Below are 1,411 nucleotides of genomic sequence, written 5' to 3'. Positions count from 1 at the left end.
GCGACCACCGAGATCTACACTAGATCGCTCGTCGGCAGCGTCAGATGTGTATAAGAGACAGTCCTAGCAGGCCGCGGAAATACACCCCTCCAGAAGCAACGTCTTTCGCTCGGCGCGGCTACCGCCGCGCAATTTACTGCATTGCGAAATCTCAACGCCAATCCAGCTTATTTTTCGACGGGTTGGGGCCTGTTTTCGCCTCATTACCGCAATCGCTGCCACTACGGGCGGACCTGTCCTAGCGAACGCATGCGCACGAGGTTGTAGGCTGCCATGTTCAACACGAACATCTGGTCGACTTTCTTCAATCCGCGCACCATCACCTGGCGCATGTGCCCCACGGTCTTCGCCCACCCAAAGCCTTGTTCGATCAGCTTGCGCTTTTGCTGCGATATCGCGTACCCCGCACTGCGCGCAATCTCATCGGGCACGGCAGAACGGCGACCCGACGTGTTCTGCGCCACGTGCGGCGTGACCTTCATCTGCTGGCAAGCTGCGATGAATTCCTCTGCGTCGTAACCCTTGTCTGCGCCCAGCGTGATTTGCGCAGCCGCATCCTTCGCTGCTTGCCGTGCATCGTTGATCATGACCTTGGCCGCTTCACGTTCGGCATGTCCGTCAGCACAACTCACCCGGGCGTTGACGACCAGTCCATGGCGGTTGTCAGTCAGCGTGTGGCCCATGTAACGCAATTCGCTGGCCGTCTTGCCTTTGCGATAAAGCCGTGCATCAGGATCGGTCTTCGACTCGTGCGTTTCGTTGCTGCGCTTGCTGCCCTTGAAGTCGCCCTTGCCGCTGCCACCGTCGTTATCGCCGTCGTCACCGTCCTTGCGCACAAAGCTCTTGTGGCCCGCCCACGCCTGGATCAGCGTGCCATCGACGCTGAAGTGCTCGCCCGACAACCAGTTCTTCTTCTGCGCGATGGATAGCACCTCGTTGAAGAATTCGACCACCGCATCGTGCCGGATTAAACGCTCGCGGTTCTTCGTGAACACCGTCGGCACCCAGACTGAATCGTCCATCGACAGACCAATAAACCACCGAAACAGCAGGTTGTATTGTGTTTGCTCCATGAGCTGACGTTCAGACCGGATGCTGTACAGCACCTGCAGCAGCATCGCCCGCAGCAGCTTCTCCGGCGCGATGCTCGGCCGACCTCCCTTGATGTCCGCCTCGTACATCCCGGCAAACACCCGATCCATCTTCGCCAGCGCGTCGTTCGCCATGACGCGGATTGAGCGCAGCGGATGCGATCTCGGAACGAAGTCGTCCAGCTTGCGCACGGAAAACAAACTCTCGATGAACGTATCGGTGCCGCGCATGATCTCCTGGGGGGGGGCGAATGAGCTTCTTACATCAACGCTTTCGCTATCGGCTGCGATGACTTCAGTGCGAGTATTTCCGCGGCCTG

At 58.9% G+C, this 1,411-nt stretch carries 1 protein-coding gene; it reads right to left on the bottom strand.

Features of this window, described 5'->3' with window-relative positions; translation table 11 throughout:
* Positions 1 to 221: 221 nt before the first annotated feature.
* On the bottom strand, positions 222 to 1,322 hold the full coding sequence (locus BN2475_RS32995; RefSeq protein WP_094783502.1) for an IS5 family transposase: 1,101 nt from the start codon (positions 1,320 to 1,322) through the stop codon (positions 222 to 224).
* Between the last annotated feature and the right edge of the window lie 89 nt (positions 1,323 to 1,411).

The sequence above is a fragment of the Paraburkholderia ribeironis genome (assembly GCF_900019265.1).
GTDB lineage: Bacteria > Pseudomonadota > Gammaproteobacteria > Burkholderiales > Burkholderiaceae > Paraburkholderia > Paraburkholderia ribeironis.
Note: the sequence above shows the minus strand (reverse complement) of the source record. Positions and strands in the feature narration are given on the sequence as shown.